The following is a 6,902-nucleotide window of genomic DNA, read 5'->3' on the forward strand; positions in this document are numbered from 1 at the left end:
CTGTGGAGAACATGATCGCGCTGCTGGTAGCAGCGCCCCTGCTCGGAGCGGTGGTGCTGCTCTGCGGCGGCCGCCGTCTCGACAAGACCGGCCACTGGATCGGCACGCTCTTCGCCGCCGTCTCCTTCGGCATCGGACTCACCCTCTTCGCCGACATGCTCGGCAAGACCGCCGAGGAGCGGACCTTCCACCAGCGGCTGTTCAGCTGGATCCCGGTGGAGGGCTTCCAGGCCGACATCGGCTTCCAGCTCGACCAGCTGTCGATGACCTTCGTCCTGCTGATCTCCGGGGTGGGCACGCTCATCCACGTGTACTCCATCGGGTACATGGAGCACGACGAGCGCCGCCGCCGCTTCTTCGGTTACCTCAACCTCTTCGTCGCCGCGATGCTGCTCCTGGTCATCGCCGACAACTACCTCCTGCTGTACGTCGGCTGGGAGGGCGTGGGCCTCGCCTCGTACCTCCTGATCGGCTTCTGGCAGCACAAGCCCAGCGCGGCCACCGCCGCGAAGAAGGCCTTCCTGGTCAACCGGGTCGGCGACATGGGCCTTTCGATCGCCATCATGCTGATGTTCACCACCTTCGGAACCTTCGCCTTCGGCCCGGTCCTCGGCTCGGTGTCCGAGGCCGGCGAGGGCAAGCTGACGGCGATCGCCCTGATGCTGCTGCTCGCCGCGTGCGGCAAGTCGGCCCAGGTGCCGCTGCAGTCCTGGCTCGGCGACGCGATGGAGGGCCCGACCCCGGTCTCGGCCCTCATCCACGCCGCGACCATGGTCACCGCCGGCGTCTACCTGATCGTCCGCTCGGGCGCCATCTTCAACGGGGCACCGGACGCGCAGACCGCGGTCGTCGTGGTCGGCGCCGTCACGCTCCTCTTCGGTGCGATCGTCGGTTGCGCCAAGGACGACATCAAGAAGGCCCTCGCCGGCTCGACGATGTCGCAGATCGGGTACATGATCCTCGCGGCCGGCCTCGGCCCCATCGGGTACGTGTTCGCGATCATGCACCTGGTCACGCACGGGTTCTTCAAGGCGGGCCTCTTCCTCGGCGCCGGTTCCGTGATGCACGGGATGAACGACGAGGTCGACATGCGCAAGTACGGCGGCCTGCGGAAGTACATGCCGGTGACTTTCGTGACCTTCGGGTTGGGATACCTCGCCATCATCGGCTTCCCGGGCCTGTCGGGCTTCTTCTCCAAGGACATGATCATCGAGGCCGCCTTCGCGAAGGGCGGCACCCAGGGCTGGATCCTCGGCGGGGTGACCCTCCTCGGAGCGGCGATCACCGCCTTCTACATGACCCGCGTCATGCTCCTCACCTTCTTCGGCGAGAAGCGCTGGCAGCCGACAGTGTCCGATAGCGGCTCCGCCGCGGGCGAAGGCCACATGCCGCACCCGCACGAGTCCCCGAAGTCCATGACCATCCCGATGATCGTCCTGGCCTTCGGCTCGGTCTTCGCGGGCGGGTTCTTCGGGATCGGTGACCGCTTCGTGCACTGGCTGGAGCCCGTCACCGGACACAAGCACGGCAACCCGCCGATCAGCGCGCTGACGGTGACCCTGGCCACCATGGTGGTCCTCGTCATCGGCGTCGCCATCGCCTGGGTGATGTACGGCAAGAAGCCCGTCCCGGTCGTCGCCCCGCGCGGCTCGCTCCTCACCCGGGCGGCCCGGCGGGACCTCTACCAGGACGACTTCAACCACGTGGTCCTGGTCCGCGGCGGGGAGCACCTGACCCGCTCCCTCGTCTACGTCGACCACAGCCTGGTCGACGGCGTGGTCAACGGGACGGCCGCCGGAGTCGGCGGGCTGTCGGGCCGGCTGCGCAAGCTGCAGAACGGCTACGCCCGCAGCTACGCGGTCTCGATGTTCGGGGGCACGGCGATCCTCATCGCCGCGACCCTGCTGATGAGGGCGGTGTGAGATGAGTTTCCCGCTTCTGACGGTGACGGCCGCGGTCCCCGCGGTCGGCGCGATCCTGACGGCGGCCGTCCCGGCCGCCCGCCGGACCGCCGCCAAATGGCTCGCCCTGTTCTTCTCGCTGGCGACCCTGGCCCTGGCCGTGCTCGTCGCGGTCCGCTTCGAGCCCGGTGGCGACCGCTACCAGCTCACCGAATCGCACGCCTGGATCGCCGACTTCGGTGTCCGCTACGAACTGGGCGTCGACGGCATCGGGGTGGTGCTGATCGCACTCACCGCGCTGCTGATCCCCTTCGTGATCGCCGCCGGCTGGCACGACGCCGACCCGCTGGAGACCGAAGCGTCCAAGAGCAGCTTCGCTGCGGGCTCCCGCTGGCGGCCGACCCAGGGCTTCTTCGCCCTGATCCTGCTGGTCGAGGCGATGGTGATCATCTCCTTCGAGGCCACCGACGTCTTCCTCTTCTACATCTTCTTCGAAGCCATGCTCATCCCGATGTACTTCCTCATCGGCGGCTTCGGGGACCGGGCGCACTCCGGGTCGGACGAGAACGCGGCCGCGCAGCGCTCGTACGCGGCGGTTAAGTTCCTCCTCTACAACCTGGCCGGCGGCCTGATCATGCTGGCCGCCGTCATCGGGCTCTACGTGGTCGCCGGGAACTTCTCGCTCCAGGAGATCGCCGCCGCCCGCGCCGCGGGCACGCTCGACATGGCGACCAACACCGAGCGGTGGCTGTTCCTCGGCTTCTTCTTCGCCTTCGCGGTGAAGGCCCCGCTGTGGCCGCTGCACACCTGGCTGCCGAACGCGATGGGCGAGGCCACGGCCCCGGTCGCCGTCCTGATCACCGCGGTCGTCGACAAGGTCGGCACCTTCGCGATGCTGCGCTTCTGCCTCGGGCTCTTCCCCGAGGCCAGCAAGTGGGCCACGCCGGTGATCCTGGTCCTGGCCCTGATCAGCATCGTCTACGGCGCGCTGGTCGCGGTCGGCCAGCGGGACATCAAGCGGCTGGTGGCGTACGCCTCCATCTCGCACTTCGGCTTCATCGTCCTGGGCATCTTCGCGATGACCTCCCAGGGCCAGTCCGGCGCCACCCTCTACATGGTCAACCACGGGCTCTCGACGGCGGCGCTCATGCTGGTCGCCGGCTTCCTGATCTCGCGGCGCGGCTCCCGGCTCATCGCCGACTACGGCGGCGTGCAGAAGGTGGCCCCGGTCCTGGCCGGCACCTTCCTGATCGGCGGCCTGGCCACGCTCTCGCTCCCCGGCCTCGCGCCGTTCGTCAGCGAGTTCCTGGTCCTGGCCGGCACCTTCGCCCGGTACCCGGTCGTCGGCATCATCGCCACCTTCGGCATCGTGCTGGCGGCGCTCTACACGCTGGTCCTCTACCAGCGCACCATGACCGGCCCCCTCAAGGAGGAGGTCCGCACCATGCCGGACCTGCGCCTGCGGGAGGTCCTGGTGGTCGCCCCGCTGATCGCGCTGCTGATCGGTCTGGGCGTCTACCCGAAGGTCCTGACCGACATCGTCAACCCGGCGGTGAAGCACACCATGTCGGACGTGAAGCAGACGGACCCGAAGCCCGAGGTGGCTGTCGAGGCCAAGAACGGGGAGGAGTCGAAGTGAGCACCCTGACTGCTGCCCAGAGCTTGCTGCCGACACTCGCGGCCGCGGCGCCGATCGACAAGATCCCGGCCCCGCAGATCGAGTACGCCCAGCTGTCGCCCACGCTCATCGTGCTGGGCGCGGCGATCATCGGAGTCCTCGTCGAGGCCTTCGTACCGCGCAAGGCCCGTTACTACACGCAGGTGTTCCTCGCCGTCGCCGCGCTGGCCTCGGCCTTCGCCGCGGTCGTCGGCCTCGCCGCCGGCGGGTACGGCAGCTCCAAGGCGCACATCGCGGCCATGGGCGCCATCGCCGTCGACGGCCCGGCGCTCTTCCTCCAGGGCACCATCATCCTGGCCTCGGTCGTCGCGATCTTCACCTTCGCCGAGCGGCGCCTGGACCCGGCCGCCCACGGCAACCGGGTGGACTCCTTCGCCGCGCAGGCGGCGTCCGTACCGGGCAGCGAGAGCGAGAAGGAAGCCGTCAAGGCGGGCTTCGCCACCACCGAGGTCTTCCCGCTGGCCCTGTTCGCGGTCGCCGGCATGCTGATCTTCCCCGCGGCCAACGACCTGCTGACGCTGTTCGTGGCCCTGGAGGTCTTCTCCCTCCCGCTGTACCTGCTCTGCGCCCTCGCCCGCCGCCAGCGGCTGATGTCGCAGGAGGCGGCCGTCAAGTACTTCCTGCTCGGCGCCTTCTCCTCCGCCTTCCTCCTCTTCGGCATCGCGCTCGTCTACGGCTACGCGGGCTCGGTCTCCTACGCGGCGATCGCGGAGGTCGTCGACGGCACCGTGGCGAACATCGACCCGGCCCTCGCCGACACCATGGGCAACGACGCGCTGCTGCTGATCGGCGGCGCGCTGATCCTGATGGGCCTGCTCTTCAAGGTCGGCGCGGTCCCCTTCCACATGTGGACCCCGGACGTCTACCAGGGCGCCCCCACCCCGGTCACCGGCTTCATGGCGGCGGCGACGAAGGTGGCCGCCTTCGGCGCCCTCCTGCGTCTGCTGTACGTCGTACTCCCGGGCCTGCGCTGGGACTGGCGGCCGGTCATGTGGGGCGTCGCGATCGTCACGATGCTGGCGGGCGCGATCATCGCGGTCACCCAGACCGACGTCAAGCGGCTCCTCGCCTACTCCTCGATCGCGCACGCCGGCTTCATCCTGGCCGGTGTGATCGCCACCTCGGAGCAGGGCGTCAAGTCCGTCCTCTTCTACCTGGCCGCGTACTCCTTCGTGACGATCGGCGCCTTCGCCGTGGTCACGCTGGTGCGCGACGCGGGCGGCGAGGCCACGCACCTGTCGAAGTGGGCGGGCCTGGGCCGTCGGTCACCCCTGACGGCGGCGGTCTTCGCGGTCTTCCTGCTCGCCTTCGCGGGCATCCCGCTGACCTCCGGCTTCTCCGGCAAGTTCGCCGTGTTCCAGGCGGCGGCGGAGGGCGGCGCGGGAGCGCTGGTCGTGGTCGGTGTCATCTCGTCCGCGATCGCGGCGTTCTTCTACATCCGGGTGATCGTCCTGATGTTCTTCAGCGAGCCGAAGGCGGACGGCCCCACGGTCGCCGTCCCGTCCCCGCTGACGATGACGACGATCGCGGTCGGCGTCGCGGTCACGGTGGTGCTGGGCGTGGCCCCGCAGTACTTCCTGGACCTGGCGGGGAGCGCGAGCACGTTCGTACGCTGACCGTACGCTGCACGGCCGAGGGCCCGGCTTCTCCTTCGGGGGAGGCCGGGCCCTTTGTCGTGTGCGGGACTACTCGGTGCGCCGTCGATTCGGCATGATCTCGGTGAGGTCCAGGTCGATGGGGAAGGGGACGGAGACTTTGAGACGGTCGTGGAAGATCCCGGTGGCCACGTACTTCCGGGTGGCCGGTTCGAGCTCGAAGACGTAGACCACGGCTCGGCCGTCCTTGTGCTCCACTCGCCAGAAATGAGGGATCCCGGCGCGGGAATACTTGAGGGGCTTGGCCTCGCGGTCGCGTGCCACGGATTCGGGCGACACGACTTCGATCGCGAGTCGCACGGATCCTGCCGGAAGCCGGGTCTGGTGCGGATCCTCGTCGTCTTCCTCGGGTACGACGATCACGTCCGGTTCCGGACGGTTCTGGCGGTCGATGTCGATGGTGAATTCTCGGAGCACTTCGAGTCCGTCCGGCGCCAGGGACTCCAGATGCCGTTCGAAGAAGCGCACGGCACGCAGGTGGAATTTGGTCTGCGGACTCACGAAAACCAGGCTCCCGTCGATCAGCTCCGTGTGCGGAGGCAGATTCGGAAGCGTGTCCAGGTCGTCCGCGGTCCAGCCGCCTGCCGGCGGGATCGGCCAGCGGGGCCCCGGATCCGGTTCAGGCTGTGGCGCTGCGGATTCGACGCTCATCAGTGCTCCCATGGGGCGGAGGCTCGCGAATATGCCCAGCGTATCGCCGGGTATCCGCTCGGGACCGTCCGTACGTGTGAACGGGAGAGCCGCGTTGACCTCTGGGGTCAGTGGGGGTGGGGGGCGGGGGTGGTGGTCTTCGGGCAGGTCAGGGCGGGGTTCCAGTTGTGGAAGCGGCCCGCGGGGTTGTCCTCGTACGCCCACATGTGCAGGTCGTAGTGCTTGGGCATGCCTGCCCAGTGGCCCGGCATCGGCCCGTCGAAGGGCAGGCCGAACATGCTCGGGCGGTCGTCGGTGGTCTTCAGGTCCTGATCCCGGTCGGCGGACATCCACTCCACGGTCTGGAGCTTGCGCCGGCCCTTCTCGTCCTTCTCGGAGCTGTAGAGCAGGGCGGCCGGCTTGGCCGGGTCCGTGGAGCCCCAGTTGGCTTCCTTGACGTAGTGGTAGCCCATGGTGCCCACCCCGAACGGGTTCGTCATGCACTCCGTGCCGTGCGGTACGTAGCCGTCCTTGAGGGCCTCCCGCTCGTCCACGTACTTGGCCGTCACCCGGATCGCCGTGGCCATGTCGCGCATCGCCTTCGCGTTCCTCGGGTCGGGGGCGGGGCCCTCGACGCCGTGGGCCGGTATGGCGGTCACCGTGGCGGCCAGGCCGAGGGATATGGCGGCGGCGCAGGTCAGGAAGGCCTTGCGGGGACGGAGAGGCATGGGGACTCCTGCCGTTCGGGGGAGCGGGGTGGGGCGTGCGCGGGCGCTTTCGTCCACCATCCCTGCGGGGTGGGCGGGCTGCACGTGGCGGGGCTCCGAACGGGGGGTCCGGGGTTCCCGGGGTTCCCGGGGACCAGTCCCCGGGCCCCTGCGCCTCAAGCGCCGGCGGGGCTGGGTTGTGGTCGGGGTCTGTGGGTCCGTGCGGGTCGTGGGTGTGGTGGCTGCGGGGGGTCGGTGCCGGGGGGGGGGGGGGGGGGGGGGGGGGGCGGGCGCGGGGGGGGGGGCCCGCCCCGCTCCGTGGTTGGGGGCG

At 69.5% G+C, this 6,902-nt stretch carries 5 protein-coding genes; 3 read left to right on the forward strand and 2 right to left on the reverse strand.

Annotated elements, in window-relative coordinates; genetic code table 11:
• The first annotated feature begins 2 nt into the window (after positions 1 to 2).
• Genes nuoL through nuoN form a run of 3 tightly spaced genes read left to right on the forward strand, consistent with a single transcriptional unit; the run spans position 3 to position 5,195 of the window.
• Positions 3 to 1,922: an NADH-quinone oxidoreductase subunit L gene (gene nuoL, locus ACIQV3_RS32470; protein WP_403718523.1), complete on the forward strand. Its 1,920-nt coding sequence runs from the start codon at positions 3 to 5 to the stop codon at positions 1,920 to 1,922.
• 1 nt (position 1,923) lies between these two features.
• Complete coding sequence (locus ACIQV3_RS32475; protein ID WP_403718527.1) at positions 1,924 to 3,540, forward strand: NADH-quinone oxidoreductase subunit M; 1,617 nt, start codon at positions 1,924 to 1,926, stop codon at positions 3,538 to 3,540.
• The gene (nuoN, locus tag ACIQV3_RS32480; RefSeq protein WP_403718529.1) at positions 3,537 to 5,195 is read left to right on the forward strand and encodes an NADH-quinone oxidoreductase subunit NuoN; all 1,659 of its coding nucleotides are present in this window, start codon (positions 3,537 to 3,539) and stop codon (positions 5,193 to 5,195) included. The genes ACIQV3_RS32475 and nuoN overlap by 4 nt, the downstream gene beginning before the upstream one ends.
• 69 nt (positions 5,196 to 5,264) lie before the next feature.
• On the opposite strand, the gene ACIQV3_RS32485 is transcribed toward nuoN, so the two are convergent.
• Positions 5,265 to 5,885: a Uma2 family endonuclease gene (locus ACIQV3_RS32485; protein ID WP_403718532.1), complete on the reverse strand. Its 621-nt coding sequence runs from the start codon at positions 5,883 to 5,885 to the stop codon at positions 5,265 to 5,267.
• 107 nt (positions 5,886 to 5,992) lie between these two features.
• The gene (locus ACIQV3_RS32490; protein WP_403718535.1) at positions 5,993 to 6,592 is read right to left on the reverse strand and encodes a hypothetical protein; all 600 of its coding nucleotides are present in this window, start codon (positions 6,590 to 6,592) and stop codon (positions 5,993 to 5,995) included.
• Positions 6,593 to 6,902: the final 310 nt, after the last annotated feature.

It is taken from the genome of Streptomyces sp. NPDC099050, assembly GCF_044759865.1.
GTDB lineage: Bacteria > Actinomycetota > Actinomycetes > Streptomycetales > Streptomycetaceae > Streptomyces.